We start from the raw sequence: 18,313 nt of genomic DNA on the forward strand, positions 1-18,313 counted from the left end.
CCGTGGCACTGTTTGGCAAGAAGCGCGAACGCCTCTCCGACGAGGACCTCCTCGCCGAGGACGAGGTCGTGGAGAGCTCGGTGCGCCCAGAGCCGGCCGACGGTGAGCCGGGCGTGGACCGCGACTGGGACCGGCCCTCCGACGGTCCCTACGACATCACCGAGTGGACCGCCCTGGACGGTCGCCTCGACCTGGGTGCCCTGCGCCTGCCCGCCCAGGCGGGGATGCAGATGCGCCTGGACCTGGAGCAGGGCTCCGGTCGGGTGGTGGGCGCCACGCTGACGTTCGGCGCCTCCCAGGTGCAGCTGCAGGTCTTCGCCGCCCCGCGCACGAGCGGCCTGTGGGACGAGCTGCGGCCCGACATCGCGCGGGGGATCGTCGAGGCCGGCGGGGCCGCCGAGACCGCCGACGGGGTGCTGGGCAAGGAGCTGCGGGCCCGGATGCCCGGTCGTGCCCCCGACGGCCGGGTGGCCTTCCAGCCCGCGCGCTTTCTCGGCGTGGACGGACCGCGGTGGTTCCTGCGCGTGGTGGTCAACGGGCCGGCTGCCGCCGACGACGCCCAGCTGCAGCCGATCCTGGCGTTCGTGCGCAAGGTCGTCGTGCGCCGCGGCGAGGAGCCGCGCCCTCCGCGCGAGGTGCTGGAGCTGACCGCCCCGGCGGGGCTGCTGGAGGCCGCGGCCAAGCAGGCGCAGGCCCGCAAGGAGGCCGCCCAGAAGGTCGCCGCCGCCCGGGCCGCCTCCCAGACCCAGGTGCTGCGCACCGCCGACGCCACCCGGGTCACCGGCATCAGCGCCGGGCCCGGTGCCCCCGGTGCCGGCAGTGCCCCGGCCACGCCGTCGCCGGGCGTCGCGCCCGGTCGGGCGGCCCCCGCGGCGGCCCCGGCCACCGCACCCTCGACCACGCCCCCGACCACGCCCCCCACCGGCCAGGGCGGTCGGCACCGGTCGCCCTCCCCGTCCGGCGACCAGGAGCAGACCGAGGCGCCCAAGGCCCCGAGCAACCCCGACTTCCGATGACCTCGCCGGACGTCGAGGCCACCGTCGAGCAGGTGATCCGGCAGCGGATCGGCGACGCCCTCGGCGGCTGGTACGGGTCGCTGGAGAGACGGCGCTGCCCACGGTGGCCTTCGTCGTCACCTGGCTGGTCGTGGACCAGGTGCGGACCGCGGTGTGGGCCGCGGCGGCGGTGCTGCTGCTCCTGGGCGGCATCCGGCTCATGGTCGGCGGCTCGTGGCGGTTCCTGGCCTCGGCGGTCCTGGCCACGGCACTGGCCGCGTTCTTCGCGCTGCGCTCCGGCCAGGCCGAGGACGCCTTCCTGCCGGGGATCGTGCTCAGCGGCGTCTACCTCGTGGCCGCGGTGGCCTCGATCCTGCTGCGCTGGCCCCTGGTCGGTTTCATCGTGGGCATCGGCGACCCCGACTACGCCCAGGACCCGACGGCCTGGCGGCGCGACCGCGGGCTGGTACGGGTGGCCTCGCGGCTGACCTGGGTCCTGGTGGCGCTCTTCGCGGTCCGGGTGGCCGTCATGCTGCCCCTGTACCTGGCAGGGGAGGTCGCCCTCCTCGGCGTGGCCAAGATCGCCCTGGGATGGCCCGCCTACCTGCTGGCGATCGTGCTCATGGGGTGGCTGCTGGCCACCGGCCGCACCCCGCAGGCCGACGACGGCGCCGGAGCTCCCGCGACCCCGGGCGCGCTCCCGTGACGGGGGACCACCCCCCGGGCGTGGCGGTGGGGGACGTCGTCGTCGTCGACGTGGGCGCCGTCGCGCACGGGGGCCACTGCGTGGCCCGCCACGAGGGACAGGTCCTCTTCGTGCGGCACACGCTGCCGGGGGAGCGGGTCCGGGCGCGGGTGACCGGCCTGGGCCCGAAGGGCCGGTTCGCCCACGCCGAGGCCGTGGAGGTCCTGCAGGCCTCCCCGCACCGCGTGCAACCCCCGTGCCCGTACGCCGGGCCGGGCCGCTGCGGCGGCTGCGACCTGCAGCACGTCGACCTCGCCGAGCAGCGCCGCCTCAAGGCCACGGTCGTGCGCGAGCAGCTGGCCCGGCTCGGCGGCATCGAGGACGTCGACGTCGTGTGCCACCCGCTCCCCGGTGACGAGGACGGTCTGCGCTGGCGCACCCGGGTCGAGTTCGCCGTCGGCACGGACGGGGTCGGCCTGCGGCGGCACCGCTCCCACGAGGTGCTCCCGCTGCAGGACTGCCTGATCGCCTCCGCCGACGTCGTCGGGACCGGGGTGCTCGCCGGGGACGCGCCCCGCGGCGTCAGCGCGCTGGACGTGGTCGCCCCGTCCCTCGGCGACCCGGTCGTGGTGCCCCTGACCGGCGGGACCGTCGGCGTCGACGGGCAGGCCGCGGGACGGTCGGGGGGACGCCCGGGCCGGGGGAGGGGCGGACGGGGGCGACGCGCACCCCATACCCCCGCACGACCCGCGGGACCGGTGCCCACGGTGCAGGAGCAGGTGGGACCGGACCGGTACTCCCTGTCGGCCCGCGGCTTCTGGCAGGTGCATCCCGGCGCCGCTCCCACGTTCGTGGCGCAGGTGCTGACCTGGCTGAACCCGCAGGAGGGGGAGAGCGCGCTGGACCTGTACGCCGGCGTCGGGCTGTTCGCCCGGCCGCTGGCCGCCCGGGTCGGTCCGCGCGGGTGGGTGCTCGCGGTCGAGGCCGACCGCGGGGCGGCGGAGTCGGCGACCGGCAACCTGGGCGACCGTCCCTGGGCGAGCGTGCTGGCCTCCCCGGCCGAGCGGGCGGTCACCGACCTGGTCGCCGCGGAGGAGCGGGCCGACCTCGTCGTGCTGGACCCGCCCCGGACCGGGGCGGGCGCGCCGGTGGTCCGCGGCATCGCCGCGCTGCGCCCGCGCGCCGTGGTCTACGTGGCCTGCGACCCGGCGGCCCTGGCCCGCGACCTGCGCACCGCGGCCGAGGAGGGTCTGGAGCTCGTCGACCTGGTGGCCTACGACGCCTTCCCGATGACCCACCACGTCGAGACCCTGGCGCTGCTGCGGCCACGGCCCGCCGAGGGGGTCCGCCCCCTCTGAGGGGTGCGGCCCGCCTGACGGGCGTCGACGGCATGCGGCAGGATGGGGGGCGGACGGTGGGCGTGTCGAGGGTTGCCCGCGCCACGGCCCGTGAGATATCTTGACGTCAAGATAAATAGCCGCCGAGCGAAGGAGCGAGACGTTGAGCACGAACCCGAACAGCTTCGGTGCCAAGGGCACCCTCGAGGTCGGTGACCAGAGCTACGAGATCTTCCGCATCGGCGGGCTCGAGGGCGCCGAGTCGCTGCCCTACTCCCTGAAGGTGCTGCTGGAGAACCTCCTGCGTACCGAGGACGGCAAGAACATCACCGCCGACCACGTCGACGCCCTCGCCGGCTGGGACCAGGACGCCGAGCCCGACACCGAGATCCAGTACACCCCGGCCCGCGTCATCATGCAGGACTTCACCGGCGTGCCCTGCATCGTCGACCTGGCGACCATGCGCGAGGCGATGGGCGACCTGGGTGGCGACCCGACCAAGATCAACCCGCTGGCGCCGGCCGAGCTGGTCATCGACCACTCCGTCATCATCGACGTCTTCGGACGCTCGGACGCCTTCGAGCGCAACGTCGAGATCGAGTACGAGCGCAACGGCGAGCGCTACCAGTTCCTGCGGTGGGGCCAGACGGCGTTCGAGGACTTCAAGGTCGTGCCCCCGGGCACCGGCATCGTGCACCAGGTCAACATCGAGCACCTGGCCAGCGTCACCATGACCCGTGAGGTCGACGGCGTCCTGCAGGCCTACCCCGACACCTGCGTGGGCACGGACTCCCACACCACGATGGTCAACGGCCTGGGCGTGCTGGGCTGGGGCGTCGGCGGCATCGAGGCCGAGGCCGCCATGCTCGGTCAGCCGGTTTCCATGCTCATCCCGCGCGTGGTGGGCTTCAAGCTGTCCGGCTCGATCCCCGCCGGCGCGACCGCGACCGACGTCGTGCTGACGATCACCGAGATGCTGCGCGAGCACGGCGTCGTGGGCAAGTTCGTCGAGTTCTACGGCGACGGTGTCGCGGCCGTGCCGCTGGCCAACCGCGCCACCATCGGCAACATGAGCCCCGAGTTCGGCTCCACCTGCGCGATCTTCCCGATCGACGAGGTCACCCTGGAGTACCTGCGCCTGACCGGTCGACCGGACGAGCAGGTCGCCCTCGTGGAGGCCTACGCCAAGGAGCAGGGGATGTGGCACGACCCCAGCGGCAACGTCGAGGCGCGCTACAGCGAGTACCTCGAGCTGGACCTGTCGACGGTGGTCCCCTCCATCGCCGGCCCCAAGCGTCCCCAGGACCGGATCGCGCTGTCGGAGTCCAAGAAGCAGTTCCGCGCGGACCTGAAGAACTACGTGGTCAACGGCAACGGGATCGACAAGAGCTCGGTCGACGAGGAGCTCGCCGACAGCTTCCCTGCCTCCGACGCCCCCTCGCACGACGCGCACGAGCAGTCCGAGGCGGCCGGCCGTCCGGAGCACTCCGCCCTGCTCAACGGCGACCGGGCGAGCAGCCCGATGTCGGTGAGTATCGACGGCGAGCAGGTGACGGTCGACCACGGTCACGTGGCCATCGCCTCGATCACCTCCTGCACCAACACCTCCAACCCCTCGGTGATGATGGCCTCGGCCATGCTCGCCAAGAACGCCGTCGAGAAGGGGCTCACGGTGCCGCCGTGGGTCAAGACCTCGATGGCGCCGGGGTCCAAGGTGGTCACCGGCTACTTCGACAAGGCCGGCATGTGGCCCTACCTGGAGGCGCTGGGCTTCCACCTGGTCGGTTACGGCTGCACGACCTGCATCGGCAACTCCGGCCCGATCATCGACGAGGTGTCCGAGGCGGTCAACGAGAACGACCTGGCGGTCGTCTCGGTGCTTTCCGGCAACCGCAACTTCGAGGGCCGGATCAACCCGGACGTGAAGATGAACTACCTGGCCTCCCCGCCGCTGGTCGTCGCCTACGCCCTGGCCGGGACGATGGACTTCGACTTCGAGAACGAGCCCCTCGGCCAGGACGAGGAGGGCGAGGACGTCTTCCTGCGCGACATCTGGCCGGCCCCGGAGGACGTCGAGCGGACGATCGCCTCCTCGATCAGCCGGGACATGTTCACCGAGGACTACGCCGACGTCTTCGCCGGCGACGAGCGGTGGCGGTCCCTGTCCACGCCCGAGGGCGACACGTTCGCCTGGGACGACGGGTCCACCTACGTGCGCAAGCCCCCGTACTTCGAGGGGATGCAGGCGGAGCCGGCACCGGTGGAGGACATCTCCGGGGCCCGGGTCCTGGCCAAGCTGGGCGACTCGGTCACCACCGACCACATCAGCCCGGCCGGCGCGATCAAGGCCGACAGCCCCGCGGGCAAGTACCTCGCCGAGCACGGCATCGAGCGCAAGGACTTCAACTCCTACGGCTCGCGCCGCGGCAACCACGAGGTGATGATCCGCGGCACCTTCGCCAACATCCGGCTGCGCAACGAGCTGCTGGACGGCGTGGAGGGTGGCTTCACCCGGGACTTCACCGCCGGTGGTGAGCAGACGACCATCTACGACGCGGCCCAGAACTACGCCGCCGACGGGACGCCGCTGGTCATCCTCGCGGGCAAGGAGTACGGCTCCGGCTCCAGCCGCGACTGGGCCGCCAAGGGCACCCGCCTGCTGGGCGTCAAGGCCGTCGTCGCCGAGTCCTACGAGCGGATCCACCGGTCCAACCTCATCGGCATGGGCGTCCTCCCGCTGCAGTTCCCGGCCGGTCAGAACGCCGACTCGCTCGGCCTGGACGGGACGGAGACGTTCGCGATCAGCGGGGTCACCGCGCTCAACGAGGGCACCGTGCCGCGGACGGTCAACGTCTCCGCCGAGAAGGAGAGCGGCGAGACGGTGGAGTTCGAGGCCGTCCTGCGCATCGACACCCCCGGCGAGGCGGACTACTACCGCAACGACGGGATCCTGCAGTACGTGCTGCGCTCCCTGGTGGGCAGCAGCGCCTGAGGTTCGCGGCCGACGGTCCCGGAGGGGTCGTCCGCACGAACGCCCGACGCCCCCGTCGACCATCCGGTCGGCGGGGGCGTCGGGCGTGCGCGGTGGACAGAGGCACGGCCATGGCCTAGACTAGGTGACACGTCACGCATTGAGGAGCAGTCATGACCGACGCCACCAGCACGCACGCCCGCCCCGACCGTCTCGCCGCCGACACCGCCATGGGTCCGGTGACCCTGGACGTGGCCGACCTGGAAGGGATGACCGCGTTCTACCGCGACGCCGTCACCCTGCAGGTGGTCGCCGAGGACGGCCCCGTGGTCACGATGGGCCGCGGCACCACCCCGGTCGTCGTGCTCCGGCACCGGCCCGGGCTCAAGCACGCCGCCCCCGGGTCGGCCGGACTGTTCCACACCGCCATCCTGTTCCCGACCCAGGCCGGCCTGGCCGCGGCGGTCGCCTCGATGGCCGCGGCGCGCGCGCCCTACACCGGCAGCGCCGACCATCTCGTCAGCAAGGCCTTCTACTTCGACGACCCTGAGGGCAACGGCATCGAGCTGTACTGGGACCGCGACCGCACGCAGTGGAGCTGGGTGCACGGTCGCGTCGAGATGGACAACCGCTTCCTGGACGCCGACAGCTTCCTCCGCGAGCACCTGACCCCCGAGGGGCTGGAGCGCCCGGACGCGGGCGAGGCCGTCGTGGGCCACGTGCACCTGTCCGTCGGCGACGTGCGCACCGCCCGGGACTTCTACGTCGACACGCTCGGTTTCGACACCACCCTGGAGTGGGGCGGAGCCGCCCTGTTCGTCAGCGCCGGGGGGTACCACCACCACATGGCGATGAACGTGTGGAACAGCCGGGGCGCCGGACGTCGCTTCCCCACCCTGGGGCTGGGCCAGGTGGACATCGAGCTGCCCACCGCCGACGACGTCGGCGCGCTCACCGAGCGGATGCGCCACCACGGCGTCCAGACCGCCGACGACGGGCGCACGGTGAGCTTCGAGGACCCGTGGGCCAACCGCCTGCACGTGCGGGTCGCCGGAGCCTGAGCGCGCCCGGCCATGCCTGACCACGGCCACGAGATCCGGCTGGGGATCTTTCCGACCCCGGCCGCCGCCGAGCCCTACCGTGCCGTCGAGCTGGGCGTCCTGGCCGACACGGCGGGCATCGACCTGGTCACCGTCCAGGACCACCCCTACCAGGCGGCGCACCTGGACAGCTGGACGCTGCTGTCCTGGATCGCCGCGCGGACCACCCGGGTCCGCCTGGGGCTGAACGTCGCCAACCTGCCGCTGCGGCCGCCCGTCGTGCTGGCCCGATCGGTGGCCACGCTGGACCTGCTCTCGGGAGGTCGTGCCGACCTCGGCCTGGGTGCCGGCGCGTTCTGGGACGCGATCGTGGCCGCCGGCGGTCCCCGCCGGAGTGCGGGGGAGTCCGTGGACGCGCTCGTGGAGGCGGTCGACGTGGTCCGGCAGGTCTGGAGCGGGCAGGGTCCGGTGCGCGTGGACGGCCAGCACTACCGGGTCGAGGGCCTGCACGCCGGCCCCGTCCCGGGCGGCGACCCGGCCCTGTGGATCGGCGCCTACGGGCCGCGGATGCTGAGGGTGACCGGCCGGCTCGCCGACGGATGGCTGCCGAGCATGGGCTACCTGCCGCCGGAGAAGCTGGGGGAGGCCGGCGCCAGGATCGACCGGGCGGCCACGGACGCCGGCCGGGCGCCGCAGGACGTCGTCCGCCTCTACAACGTCCACGGCCGCTTCGGCCGCGGGTCGGGGATGCTGCAGGGAGGTCCCGGGGACTGGGCCGAGCAGCTGGCCGGGCTGGCGCTGGAGCACGGCATGTCCACCTTCGTGCTGGCCACCGACGACCCCGTCGCCGTCCAGACCTTCGGCCAGGAGGTGGGTCCCGCCCTGCGCGAGCTGGTCCTGGCCGGACGGTCCAGCCACGTCCCTGCGGGTCGTGCCGGCCCCGGCGGCTCCTCGGGCGAGGTGGTCGGCGGCGGCGCGGGCACCCCGGCCTCCGGGGTGACGACAGCACCGGCGGGCATCGTCCCCACCCCGGACGACGGGACCCGGCTCACCGGCGAGCTTGCCTGGGACGAGGACGCCCGCCCCAGCGCGCCCGCACCCGAGGGGGCGCCGACGTCATACCCCTCCGGGAGGCTGGCCCTGCCCCAGCACCTCATCGACATCCACGACCACCTGCGGACCGAGCTGTCCTCGGTGCGGGACGTCGTCGACCAGGTCCGGCGCGGCCACCTGCAGGTGGGGCAGGCCCGGTCGGTCATCAACACGATGGCGATGCGGCAGAACAACTGGACCCTGGGGGCGTTCTGCGAGTCCTACTGCCGGATCGTCACGGGTCACCACACCCTGGAGGACCGGTCGGTCTTCCCGCACCTGCGTCGCCGCGAACCGACCCTGGCACCGGTGCTGGACCGGTTGGAGGAGGAGCACGAGGTGATCGCCGACGTGCTGGACCGGCTCGACCGCGCCCTGGTGGCGCTGGTGGAGGAGGAGGGGTACGGGCAGGCCGCGCGGAGCGCGCTGGACGAGCTGGGTCGCAGCGTCGACCTGCTCACCGACACCCTGCTGTCGCACCTGTCCTACGAGGAGCGCGAGCTGGTCGGGCCGTTGGCCCGGCACGGCTTCGGCTGAGGGGCGGGACACCTGGGACGGTCCGCCCGCCGGGGCGCAGCCCTGCGCGCGGACGCCACGGACGTCGGGGAGAGTCGTACACTTGTTCGTATGACGAGCGGACCTCCTGGCTGGCCCGACCGGGTGCCCCCGGCCGGGGTGCCCGGCTGGGAGGAGGCGGCGGTGTCCTGGCTGCTCGACCAGTGCCCGGCCGACTACCGCGCCTACCAGGCCTGGCGGCGCCATCCGACGGCGCTGGCCTGGGTGGCCACCCGGCACCTGGACGCCCAGCTGGCGGCGATGCGCGGCGCCTGGCGGGACGTGCGCCCCGAGCTGGGACCCGTCCTGCCACCGGGGACGCTCGGTGACGTGCTGGAGTCGCTGGCCCGGGAGGGCCTGCGGCTGCGGGCGGCACACCGGGCGGCGGGACTGCTGCTGGAGGCGCTGCGGCTGCGCGCCCCGATGCGCTGAGCCGCGGGCGCCGCCGCCGTGCCACGATGGACCATGGCCAAGGACCGCACCCCCCGACTGGACCGCAAGATCTACGAGGCCGAGCTGCTTCGCCTGCAGGGCGAGCTTGTCCAGATGCAGGAGTGGGTCCGCGAGACCGGGCAGCGGGTGGTCGTCGTCTTCGAGGGGCGGGACGCGGCCGGCAAGGGCGGGGCGATCAAGCGGGTCACCGAGTACCTCTCACCGCGCCAGGCGCAGATCGTGGCACTGCCGACCCCCACCGAGCGGCAGACGACGCAGTGGTACTTCCAGCGCTACGTCGAGCACCTTCCGGCCGCGGGGGAGATCCGCCTCTTCGACCGGTCCTGGTACAACCGGGCGGGCGTGGAGCGGGTGATGGGCTACTGCACCCCGGAGGAGCACCGCCGCTTCCTGCAGCAGTGCCCGATCTTCGAACGGATGCTCGTCGACGACGGCGTCCTGCTGCGCAAGTACTGGTTCTCGGTCAGCGACGCCGAGCAGGAGCGGCGCTTCCAGTCCCGCCTCGCGGACCCGATGCGCCGGTGGAAGCTGTCGGGCACCGACCTGGAGAGCCTGACCCGGTGGGAGGACTACAGCCGGGCCAAGGACGAGATGTTCGTGCACACCGACATCCCCGAGGCCCGCTGGAACGTCGTCGAGAGCGACGACAAGCGCTCCGCCCGGATCAACATGATCGCCCACCTGCTCTCCTCGCTCCCGTGGCACCCCGTCGACCTGCCCACGCTGACGATGCCCGACCGGCCGGCCTCCACCGGCTACCAGCGCACCGAGCGGTCGCTGCAGCAGCAGGTCCCCGACCACGCGGCCGAGGTCGCCCACGCCCAGGGTCAGAAGCTCGTGCGGCGCTCCCGGGAGGACATGGACTGAGGGTCTCGGCGGACGGGACGCCGGGCGTCCAGCGCGCTCGCAGGCGCGGGACCGTACACTGGGGCGGCCCATCGCCGCCGACGCCGACCCACCGGAGGAGCACGCCCCGTGGCACTCATGCGGACCATCACCGGCCCCACCGCCCTGAAGCGACTGACCCCCCGGCAGGTGGAGGCCCTGGCCGCGGAGATCCGGCACTACCTGATCAGCTCGGTCTCGCGCACCGGCGGCCACCTGGGCCCCAACCTCGGGGTCGTGGAGCTGACGATCGCGCTGCACCGGGTCTTCGACTCGCCCCGCGACACCATCCTGTTCGACACGGGGCACATCTCCTACGTGCACAAGCTGCTCACCGGCCGGCACGACTTCTCCACGCTGCGCAAGCAGGGCGGGCTCTCGGGCTACCCCAGCCGGGCCGAGTCCGACCACGACGTCGTGGAGAACTCCCACGCCTCCACCTCGCTCTCGTGGGCCATCGGCATCGCCGCCGGGCGCAAGCTGCGGGGGGAGACCGACCGCCACACGGTCGCGGTGATCGGCGACGGCGCGCTGACCGGGGGCATGGTGTGGGAGGCGCTGAACAACATCGCCGAGCACCGCGACCTGCCGCTGATCATCGTCATCAACGACAACGAGCGCTCCTACGCCCAGACCCGCGGCGGCATGGCCGACTACCTGGCCTCGCTGCGCGCCACCCAGGAGTACGAGCACGTGCTGTCCTGGGGCAAGCGCCAGCTCAACCGGACGCCGCTGGTGGGCAAGCAGGTCTACGAGACCCTGCACGGGATGAAGAAGGGCCTCAAGGACATCGTCAGCCCCCAGGGCATGTTCGAGGACCTGGGGCTGAAGTACCTCGGCCCGGTCGACGGCCACGACGTGGAGGCGATGGAGACCGCGCTGCGGCGCGCCCACGACTTCGGCGGGGTGGTCCTGGTCCACGCGATCACCGAGAAGGGCCACGGCTACGACCCGGCCACCGCCGACGAGGCCGACCGGTTCCACGCCGTCGGGGTGATCAATCCCGAGACCGGCCTGCCGCTGGAGCTGTCCGGGCGCAGCTGGACCGACGAGTTCAGCGACGAGATGGTGCGCCTGGGCAGGGAGCGCGACGACATCGTCGCCCTCACCGCCTCGATGCTCATCCCGGTGGGTCTGCAGCCGTTCGCCGAGCGCTACCCCGACCGGGTCTTCGACGTCGGCATCGCCGAGCAGCACGCCGTGACGATGGCGGCCGGTCTCTCCTTCGCCGGGCTGCACCCGGTCGTCAGCGTCTACGCGACCTTCCTCAACCGGGCCTTCGACCAGCTCCTCATGGACTGCGCCCTGCACCGGCAGGGGGTCACCTTCGTGCTGGACCGGGCGGGCATCACCGGGACCGACGGGGCGAGCCACAACGGCATGTGGGACCTGACGCTGCTGGGCATGGTGCCCGGCGTCCGGGTGGCCGCGCCCCGGGACGGCCAGCAGGTGGGCCGGATGCTGCGCGAGGCGGTGGACGTCGAGGACGCCCCCACGGTGGTGCGCTTCCCCAAGGGGACGGTGGGGGCGCCGGTGGAGGCGGTGCGCCGCCACGGCCAGGTGGACGTGCTGCGCGACGTCGAGGTGGACGAGGGTGCCGAGGAGGTCCAGGAGGTCGACCTGCTGCTCGTGGGCGTGGGGGCGATGGCCACGACCGCGCTGGAGGTGGCCGACAAGCTGTTCGCCGAGGGCCGGTCGGTGCGCGTGGTCGATCCGCGGTGGGTGATCCCGGTGAGCGAGGACGTGCTCGACCTGGCCAGGCACGCCCGCTCGGTGGGTGTCATCGAGGACTCGCTGGTCGGTGGCGTCGCGGGACGGATCACCCAGGCGCTGGCCGCCGCCGGGGTGGACGTGCCGGTGCACTCCTACGGCATACCCCAGGAGTTCCTCGACCACGGGTCCCGGGGACAGGTGCTCGAGCGGGTGGGTCTGACGCCCGACGCGGTGGCCACGTCGTTGACGGCACGGCTGGCCTGAGCGTGCCCGCGCCGGGCCACGGCCGGGTGGCGGTCGTGGTCAACCCGGTCTCGCGCGGTGCGGGGCGGGCCGTGGCCGCGCTGCACCGGGCCTGCGCCGGAGCGGGGGCCGGCACGCCGCAGGTGCTGTCCACGACGGTGGCCGACCCAGGGGGGGCGCAGGCGCTGGAGGCCCGGCGACGGGGGGCGGGCAGGATCGTGGTCGTGGGCGGCGACGGGACCGTCCGCCACGTGGCCGGTGCCCTCGCGGAACTCACCGGCCCGGCGGACGACGCGCCCGGGACCGCTCCGGTGGAGCTGGGCGTCGTGCCGGTGGGCACCGCCAACCTGTTCGCCCGCAGCGCCCTGCTGCCCCTGCGCGACGTGGACGCCGCGCGGCGCGCCGCGCGGTCGAGGCGGCGGCCCGCCCGACGGACCTGGGCCGGGCGGTGCTCACCGCCGCCGACGGTCGGGCGCGGACCGAGCCCTTCCTCGTGGTGGCGGGGGTGGGGCACGACGCCGCGACGCTGGCTGCGGTGCGACCGGCGCACAAGCAGCGGCTGCGCTGGCTGGCCTACTTCGCCCCCGGTCTGGGGCGGCTGGGCCGGCCCGGCCACGCGCTGGGGCTCACCCTGGACGACGCGCCGGTGGCGGCCGAGGAGCTGTGGAGCCTGCTCGCGGTCAACGCGGCCCGGCTCCCGGCCGGCGCACGCGTGGTGCCCGGGGCGCACCTGGACGACGGGCGGCTGCACGTGGTCCTCGTCTCGCCCCGGCATCTCGGGGACTGGGTCCGGATCGCGGCGACCGGCCTGGGCCGGGTCGGCGCGGACGACCACCCGGCGCTGCGCTACCGCAGCGGCTGCACGCTGCGGGTCGTCTCGCCCGAGCCGGTGCTGGCCCAGGTCGACGGGGACGTCGTGCCCGATATCGTGGGCGCCGAGCTCACCGTGCGGCCGGCCGCCCTCCGGGTCGCCCGCTGAGCGCACCCGCCCGACGACGGAACGAGGACCCATGGACCCCCGCGCGCTGCAGATCGTCAGCCTCACCGGTGGCTGGCGGACCGGTTCCGACGCCGAGGCCCAGGTGCTGCAGATCCTGCGGGACGTGCCGGAGGGGGAGCTGGACGCGGTGCTGTCCCCGCTGGACCTGGACCAGGTGGTCGGCGACATCGACGACCACGTCTGGGGGCCGGACCACCGCACCGAGCTGCTCGAGCTCGTCCTGGGCCGCCGTCGTTCCGAGCTGTCCCTGCAGACGGTCGCCGAGCTGGTCGCTGCGCTGCACCGCGGCCCCACGCCCCGGCTGCACCAGGAGACGATCGTGGAGGTCCTCACCTCCTACGCGGGCGCCGACTTCCACGACCTGAAGTACCGGCTCAACGCCCAGGGCGACCACCACGACCTGGAGCACCTCGTCTTCGACGACGTCGAGGAGGACCTGCGCAAGCGGCTGCTGGCGCACGTCGCCGCGCAGGCGGGCGTGGACGCGACGTCGGACCTGCGGGTCCTGTGCGACATCGACGACACGGTGACGTGCGCGATCCACGACGACCGCTACCCGCGCGGGACGATCTACCCCGGGGTGGTGGCCCTGCTGCACGCGCTGGACGACGGGGCCGCCGAGGAGACCCCGGGCGGGTGACCTCACCTTCGTCACCGCCCGGCCCGGAGGGCCGCGCGGCCTGGTCGAGCAGTACACGCGCGACCACCTCTCGCACCTGGGCCTGCCGCCGCACACCGTGCTGGGAGGCTCCTTCCTCAACCTGCACACCAAGGCCGCGATCGCCGAGCGCAAGATCCAGAACATGGAGCGCGACCGGCTCCTCTTCCCCGAGTGCCGCATGGTGTTCATCGGCGACAGCGGCCAGGCCGACGGCGACGTCGGGGCGCAGATGCACGAGCGCGACCCGGGACACATCGTGGGCACGCTGCTGCACAACGTCACCGACCTTGACGAGGCCGACCGCCGGTCGTGGGCCGACCGGGGCGTGCACGTCTTCGACACCTACGCCGGTGCCGCGGCGCACGCGGTGCGGCTGGGGCTCATCCGGGCGGACCAGGCGCAGGACGTCGTCGAGGCCGTCCGCACGGGGCTGTCCGCGGTCGACCTGACGGAGCAGCAGCGGGCGCGCCTGGAGAGCGACCTCGCCGCCGACGTGGCCGAGCTCGCGGACCTGACCACGGCGTAGACCGCCTGGCCGGGTGGACTCCGGCCTCGGTGCGGGGCACAGTGGGGCACGGCATCCCCGGACCGTCCGGGGGCCGAAGGAGGACACCGCATGGCACTCACCAGCACGGCATCGACCACCTGGACCGGCACCCTCACGGAGGGGTCGGGGAGCACCAGCCTGGACAGCTCCGGCCAGGGCACCTTCGACGTCAGCTGGCGCGCCCGGGCGGAGGAGCACGGGGGCACCACCAACCCCGAGGAGCTCATCGCCGCCGCCCACGCGTCCTGCTACTCGATGGCCTTCTCCAACGCCCTGGACAAGAACGGCACGCCCCCCACCCGGATCGAGACCACCGCCGAGGTCACCTTCGACCCGACGGGCCCGGCCATCTCCAGGGTCCACCTGCGGGTCACGGCCCAGGTCGAGGGCCTGGAGGACGCCGACTTCCAGGAGATCGCCGAGGCCGCCAAGACCGGGTGCCCGGTGTCCAAGGCCCTGACCGGCACCGACATCACGCTCACCGCCCAGCTGTCCTGACGCGGCCCCCGGAGGTGGATCAGGCCCTGACGATCTCGGCCTGGTCCGCCTCGGGGATCTCGTCCTCCAGGCGCGTGGAGACGACCTTGGCCAGCACCGCGACGACGACCAGGCCGAGGGCCACCGCGAGCAGCCCCAGCCAGGTGCTGAGGGTGATGGCGAAGACCACGTAGCCCAGCAGGGCCACGAGCGCACCGACGATCGCGTAGGGCAGCTGCGTGGTGACGTGGGTGATGACGTTGCACCCGGCCCCCGTGCTCGACAGGATCGTGGTGTCGCTGATGGGGGAGCAGTGGTCGCCCCACACCGCGCCGGCGAGCACGGCGCCGAAGGCCGGCAGCAGCAGCTCGGGCCCGCCCTCGACCGTGTTCATGATCTGGCCGGCGATGGGCAGCAGGATCCCGAACGAGCCCCAGGAGGTGCCGGTCGAGAAGGCCATGGCCCCGGCCAGGACGAACATCACCGGGATCAGCCAGGACGGCGGCAGCGCGGTCTGCTCGACGAGGTTGCCCAGGTACTCCCCGGTGCCCAGCTCGGAGATCAGCGAGCCGAGCATCCACGCCAGCAGCAGGATGTAGACGGCCGGCAGCATCGACTTCACGCCCTCCCACAGCCCCTTGCCCAGCGTCGCCGTGGAGAAGCGCGGGTTGGAGGTGGTGTAGCGCAGGTAGTAGTACAGCGCCGTGGCCAGCCCCAGGATCCCGCCGTAGAGCAGCGCGTCGGTCACCGCGGTGTTGGCCAGCACGTCCAGCACGGCCCAGCTGCCACCGGCCCGGTAGCCCGTCCACACGATGCCGCCGAGGACGCCGGCGACCAGGACGAGGAAGGGGATGACCAGCGCCCTCTTGGCACCCGGCTCGTGCACCGGCAGGTCCTCGGCCAGCTCCCCGGGCACCTCCTCGGAGGCGTCGAAGGTGCGCCCCTCGGCGATGGCCCGCCGCTCCTCGCGCCGCATCGGCCCCAGGTCCAGCTGCAGGACCACGACGACCCACACGAGCAGGACGGCGGCGATGGCGTAGTAGTTCATCGCCGCGGCACCGAGGAAGGCCTCGACGTCGCTGACCGCCAGCGCCGAGCCGGCCACGATCGGGGCCATGATCCCGATGATGCTGGCCCCCCAGCTCGAGAACGGCGCCAGCACCGCCACCGGCGCCGACGTGGAGTCGATGATGTAGGCCAGCTTGGCGCGGGCCACGTGCATCCGGTCGGTCACCGGACGGGCGACCTGCCCCACCGCCAGCGCGTTGAAGTAGTCGTCGATGAAGATGACGATGCCCAGGACCGCCGGCAGGACGGTCGCGCCCCGGCGGGTGCCGATCCGCTCCAGCGCCCAGTCGGCGAAGGCGGTGCTGCCGCCGGCCATCATGATGAGGGCCGCGATCATCCCCAGGAGCAGGGTGAACACGAGGATGTAGACGTAGTAGGTGTTCACCGCCCCCTCCGCCCAGAAGATCCCGGCGAAGGCCTCCCACACCAGGCGCAGGGTCGGCAGGGGGGAGAGGTCGGCGACCAGCAGGGCGCTGGCCAGCACGCCCGCCCCGAGGCTGAGGAGCACCTTCTTGGTGGTGATGACGAGGACGATCGCCAGCAGGGGCGGCAGGATCGTCAGGACGGGCAGGTTCTCGGTCATGGCCGGCGCCTTCCAGGTCGTCGGGGCGTGCGGGTCACAGTAGCGGCCCGGGACCTTCCTGGACAGGGTCCGCGCGGGACCGTGGCAGGGTGGTCCCGTGCCGATGGACACCCAGACCGTGCTGACCCTCCTCCAGGACGTCGCCGCGGAGGTGATCGACCCCCGCTTCCGGGCCCTGGCCGACGGCGACGTCACGAGCAAGACCCACCCCGGTGACCTGGTGACGGTCGCCGACCGGGAGGCCGAGGTGATCCTCGCCCGCGAGCTGCGGGCGGCATACCCGGACGCGATGGTGCTGGGGGAGGAGGCCTACGCCGAGGACGCCACCCTGCTGGAGCAGTTCCGCGCCGCCGGGCACGCCTTCACCGTCGACCCGGTGGACGGCACCCGCAACTTCGTCCACGGCTCGCCCGACCACGCGGTCATGGTCGCCGAGGTCCGCTCCGGCACCGCGGTGCGCGCCTGGATCTGGCAGCCCCAGCACCGCCGGGCCTACGTCGCCGAGCGCGGCCAGGGACTGTGGTGCGACGGCCGCCGCGTGCAGCGTGCCGCCCCCGCGACGGAGCCGGCGGCCTGGCGGGTGCGCGCCTCCTCGCCCCGGCTCGTGGGCACGCACGTGGGGCCGTCCGGCCCGCTGGAGCTGACCTGGATCAGCTGCGGGATCGACTACCCGCACCTGGCCGAGGGCGACTGCGACGCGCTGGTCTACCGGGGCACGATGCCCTGGGACCACGTGCCGGGCTCGCTGATGCTCGAGGAGGTCGGCGGCGCGGTGCTCACCACCGACGGGGAGCGCTACTCACCGGCCGGGCGGCCCCGCGGGCTCGTCGCCGCCGCCACCCCGCAGGTGGCTGCCGGACTGGTCGCCTCCCTCTGAGCCCGGGGCCGGGTCCGTCCCGCGACGGGCCCCCGGCACGTGCCGGGTGGTGTCGTGCACCGCGGCCCGCAGCGCCAGCTCGCGGGCGAGCGTGGTGACCTGCTGCTCCATCTGCCGCATCCGCCGGTAGGAGGAGGCCACGTAGCCCAGGAAGACCACGGTCAGCCCGTAGAGCAGCAGGTCGGCGCCCCGGCCCACGCCGAGGAACTGGGCGACCTGGGTGAGCAGCCGCGGGAAGAGCACCGCGGCCGCGGCCAGCAGGACGAAGCGACGACGAGCAGGAGCCGGCGCACCGCCTGGTGGCGTGAGTCGGCGGTCGAGGCGTTGAGCATGAGGGTGATCACGACGACGGCCACGAGCAGGACCGCCTTGATGAGCGGCTGGTCCAACGGTTGGTCAAGCACGGGGCGACCTCACTTCAGCAGGGTGTCGACGAGGATGTTCACCGAGTTGATCAGCGACTGGCCCTTGCGGCGGCTGTAGTCGGTGTAGAGCACGTGCACCGGGTGCTCGGCCCACGGCAGCCCGGTCCGGCCCAGCTGCAGGACGATCTCGGTCGCGTGGGCCATCCGGTTCTGCCGCAGGTCCAGGGCGGTCGCGGCGTCCCGGCGCAGCACCCGCAGCCCGTTGTGCGCGTCCGTCAGCCGCATCCCGGTCTGCTGGTTGGTCAGCCACACCGCCCCCTTGAGGACGAGCTTCTTCAGCAGCCCGGGCCGGGTGCGGCCGTCGAGGAAGCGGGAGCCGAAGACGATCCCCAGGTCCTCCTCCTTGGCGCGCCCGACCATGTCGGCGGCGTCCTCCACCCGGTGCTGGCCGTCGGCGTCGAAGGTGACGAGGTATGCCGCGTCCGTCGCCTCGAGCACGTACCGCATCCCCGTCTGCAGGGCCGCGCCCTGCCCCAGGTTGACCGGGTGGCGGACCACGACCGCCCCCGCCTCGCGGGCCCGCTCCGCCGAGGCGTCGCCGGAGGCGTCGTCCACGCAGACGACGTGCGGAAAGACCTCTCGGGCCTCGCTGACGACCTGCCCGACGACGCTCGCCTCGTTGAACAGGGGGATCACCAGCCAGGCGTCCTCGTGCCGGGGCGATAGGGTCATACCCGTCATTGTCCCGCACGCCGGTGCGGGACGC

General features: G+C 73.4%; 18 protein-coding genes and 1 pseudogene. 15 read left to right on the forward strand and 4 right to left on the reverse strand.

The features are described 5' to 3' along the window. The first annotated feature begins 2 nt into the window (after window positions 1–2). The 14 genes and pseudogenes from ACQ95T_RS08965 to ACQ95T_RS09030 all read left to right on the forward strand — a co-directional run bounded on the left by ACQ95T_RS08965 (window position 3) and on the right by ACQ95T_RS09030 (window position 14,675). A complete protein-coding gene (locus ACQ95T_RS08965; RefSeq protein WP_425942748.1) occupies window positions 3–1,016 on the forward strand; it encodes a DUF3710 domain-containing protein in 1,014 nt (337 codons plus the stop codon). A gap of 103 nt (window positions 1,017–1,119) precedes the next feature. After that, on the forward strand, window positions 1,120–1,701 hold the full coding sequence (locus tag ACQ95T_RS08970) for a DUF3159 domain-containing protein (protein WP_431473767.1): 582 nt from the start codon (window positions 1,120–1,122) through the stop codon (window positions 1,699–1,701). Between the two features lie 20 nt (window positions 1,702–1,721). Then, complete coding sequence (locus ACQ95T_RS08975; RefSeq protein WP_431473768.1) at window positions 1,722–3,038, forward strand: class I SAM-dependent RNA methyltransferase; 1,317 nt, start codon at window positions 1,722–1,724, stop codon at window positions 3,036–3,038. Window positions 3,039–3,180: 142 nt separating this feature from the next. Further along, window positions 3,181–6,009: an aconitate hydratase gene (locus ACQ95T_RS08980; protein WP_425942745.1), complete on the forward strand. Its 2,829-nt coding sequence runs from the start codon at window positions 3,181–3,183 to the stop codon at window positions 6,007–6,009. A 152-nt stretch (window positions 6,010–6,161) separates the two neighbouring features. After that, window positions 6,162–7,049: a VOC family protein gene (locus ACQ95T_RS08985; RefSeq protein ID WP_425942744.1), complete on the forward strand. Its 888-nt coding sequence runs from the start codon at window positions 6,162–6,164 to the stop codon at window positions 7,047–7,049. A 12-nt stretch (window positions 7,050–7,061) separates the two neighbouring features. Then, a complete protein-coding gene (locus ACQ95T_RS08990; RefSeq protein ID WP_425942743.1) occupies window positions 7,062–8,657 on the forward strand; it encodes an LLM class flavin-dependent oxidoreductase in 1,596 nt (531 codons plus the stop codon). A gap of 90 nt (window positions 8,658–8,747) precedes the next feature. Then, window positions 8,748–9,107, forward strand: coding sequence for a hypothetical protein (locus ACQ95T_RS08995; protein WP_425942742.1), 360 nt, complete (start codon window positions 8,748–8,750; stop codon window positions 9,105–9,107). A 33-nt stretch (window positions 9,108–9,140) separates the two neighbouring features. After that, window positions 9,141–9,995 carry a polyphosphate kinase 2 gene (gene ppk2, locus ACQ95T_RS09000; RefSeq protein WP_425942741.1) on the forward strand — a complete coding sequence of 285 codons (855 nt, stop codon included), beginning with the start codon at window positions 9,141–9,143 and terminating at the stop codon, window positions 9,993–9,995. A 108-nt stretch (window positions 9,996–10,103) separates the two neighbouring features. Continuing rightward, entirely contained in the window at window positions 10,104–11,990 is a 1,887-nt protein-coding gene (gene dxs / locus ACQ95T_RS09005) for a 1-deoxy-D-xylulose-5-phosphate synthase (RefSeq protein ID WP_425942740.1), read from the forward strand. Window positions 11,991–12,061: 71 nt separating this feature from the next. Further along, window positions 12,062–12,334: pseudogene (locus ACQ95T_RS09010) on the forward strand (diacylglycerol kinase family protein); the annotation flags it as partial. 83 nt (window positions 12,335–12,417) lie between these two features. Further along, the gene (locus tag ACQ95T_RS09015) at window positions 12,418–12,948 is read left to right on the forward strand and encodes a diacylglycerol/lipid kinase family protein (protein WP_431473811.1); all 531 of its coding nucleotides are present in this window, start codon (window positions 12,418–12,420) and stop codon (window positions 12,946–12,948) included. Window positions 12,949–12,979: 31 nt separating this feature from the next. After that, a complete protein-coding gene (locus tag ACQ95T_RS09020) occupies window positions 12,980–13,609 on the forward strand; it encodes a hypothetical protein (protein WP_431473939.1) in 630 nt (209 codons plus the stop codon). A gap of 97 nt (window positions 13,610–13,706) precedes the next feature. Further along, window positions 13,707–14,156 carry a hypothetical protein gene (locus ACQ95T_RS09025; protein ID WP_431473769.1) on the forward strand — a complete coding sequence of 150 codons (450 nt, stop codon included), beginning with the start codon at window positions 13,707–13,709 and terminating at the stop codon, window positions 14,154–14,156. Between the two features lie 90 nt (window positions 14,157–14,246). Further along, a complete protein-coding gene (locus ACQ95T_RS09030; protein ID WP_425942737.1) occupies window positions 14,247–14,675 on the forward strand; it encodes an OsmC family protein in 429 nt (142 codons plus the stop codon). 19 nt (window positions 14,676–14,694) lie between these two features. Here the strand turns inward: ACQ95T_RS09030 and ACQ95T_RS09035 are convergent, their stop codons facing one another. Then, window positions 14,695–16,305: a Na+/H+ antiporter NhaC family protein gene (locus ACQ95T_RS09035; protein WP_425942736.1), complete on the reverse strand. Its 1,611-nt coding sequence runs from the start codon at window positions 16,303–16,305 to the stop codon at window positions 14,695–14,697. Window positions 16,306–16,408: 103 nt separating this feature from the next. Between ACQ95T_RS09035 and ACQ95T_RS09040 the strand changes: the two genes are divergently transcribed. Next, on the forward strand, window positions 16,409–17,182 hold the full coding sequence (locus tag ACQ95T_RS09040; RefSeq protein WP_425942853.1) for an inositol monophosphatase family protein: 774 nt from the start codon (window positions 16,409–16,411) through the stop codon (window positions 17,180–17,182). On the opposite strand, the gene ACQ95T_RS09045 is transcribed toward ACQ95T_RS09040, so the two are convergent. From ACQ95T_RS09045 to ACQ95T_RS09055, 3 genes are read right to left on the reverse strand one after another with little or no spacing between them, the layout of a single operon-like run. Further along, entirely contained in the window at window positions 17,105–17,425 is a 321-nt protein-coding gene (locus ACQ95T_RS09045) for a DUF2304 domain-containing protein (RefSeq protein ID WP_431473770.1), read from the reverse strand. The two genes, ACQ95T_RS09040 and ACQ95T_RS09045, sit on opposite strands and share 78 nt — an antisense overlap. Continuing rightward, window positions 17,344–17,586 (reverse strand): hypothetical protein, encoded by a 243-nt coding sequence (locus ACQ95T_RS09050; protein ID WP_431473771.1) that lies wholly within the window; start codon window positions 17,584–17,586, stop codon window positions 17,344–17,346. The genes ACQ95T_RS09045 and ACQ95T_RS09050 overlap by 82 nt, the downstream gene beginning before the upstream one ends. A 9-nt stretch (window positions 17,587–17,595) precedes the next feature. Then, window positions 17,596–18,279: a glycosyltransferase family 2 protein gene (locus tag ACQ95T_RS09055; protein WP_425942734.1), complete on the reverse strand. Its 684-nt coding sequence runs from the start codon at window positions 18,277–18,279 to the stop codon at window positions 17,596–17,598. Window positions 18,280–18,313 lie beyond the last annotated feature (34 nt).

It is taken from the genome of Ornithinimicrobium carbonis (assembly GCF_050703245.1).
GTDB lineage: Bacteria > Actinomycetota > Actinomycetes > Actinomycetales > Dermatophilaceae > Ornithinicoccus.

Bases quoted from the DNA above. Each gene is read 5' to 3' on its own strand.
- ACQ95T_RS08985 (WP_425942744.1), top strand. From the start codon at position 6,162: ATGACCGACGCCACCAGCACGCACGCCCGCCCCGACCGTCTCGCCGCC.
- ACQ95T_RS08990 (WP_425942743.1), top strand. From the start codon at position 7,062: ATGCCTGACCACGGCCACGAGATCCGGCTGGGGATCTTTCCGACCCCG.
- ACQ95T_RS08995 (WP_425942742.1), top strand. From the start codon at position 8,748: ATGACGAGCGGACCTCCTGGCTGGCCCGACCGGGTGCCCCCGGCCGGG.
- ppk2 (WP_425942741.1), top strand. From the start codon at position 9,141: ATGGCCAAGGACCGCACCCCCCGACTGGACCGCAAGATCTACGAGGCC.
- ACQ95T_RS09020 (WP_431473939.1), top strand. From the start codon at position 12,980: ATGGACCCCCGCGCGCTGCAGATCGTCAGCCTCACCGGTGGCTGGCGG.
- ACQ95T_RS09030 (WP_425942737.1), top strand. From the start codon at position 14,247: ATGGCACTCACCAGCACGGCATCGACCACCTGGACCGGCACCCTCACG.
- ACQ95T_RS09035 (WP_425942736.1), bottom strand. From the start codon at position 16,305: ATGACCGAGAACCTGCCCGTCCTGACGATCCTGCCGCCCCTGCTGGCG.
- ACQ95T_RS09040 (WP_425942853.1), top strand. From the start codon at position 16,409: ATGGACACCCAGACCGTGCTGACCCTCCTCCAGGACGTCGCCGCGGAG.
- ACQ95T_RS09055 (WP_425942734.1), bottom strand. From the start codon at position 18,279: ATGACCCTATCGCCCCGGCACGAGGACGCCTGGCTGGTGATCCCCCTG.